Here is a 268-nt window from a genome sequence, read left to right as displayed (position 1 = left end):
ACCCAATCAGTACGTTAATTTTGGCTTTAATGAGTTGTAATTCCTCTGGGGCAACTGTTCCTTTCTTCGTTGCTCCTCTTGCCCGCCAGGCGATACTTTTTACCTGATCAGCTAACGCTACGCCATCACGTTCCTGACCGGATAAAACAACTTCGAACGGATATCCTTTTGATTGCGTTGTACAAGGAACACACAGACACATACCTGTTTTGTTGTTGTACATGAAAGGACTCAGGACAACAGCTGGACGATGTCCAGCTTGCTCGCT

The 268-nt window shown here is 45.9% G+C and carries 1 protein-coding gene; it reads right to left on the bottom strand.

The features are described 5' to 3' along the window. Positions 1–223 (bottom strand): endoribonuclease MazF (gene mazF / locus AC0IZJ_RS28490; RefSeq protein ID WP_001341111.1); only part of this gene is annotated, 223 nt, incomplete at its 3' end. Between the last annotated feature and the right edge of the window lie 45 nt (positions 224–268).

The sequence above is a fragment of the Roseateles sp. AC306 genome, assembly GCF_979253795.1.
Note: the sequence above shows the minus strand (reverse complement) of the source record. Positions and strands in the feature narration are given on the sequence as shown.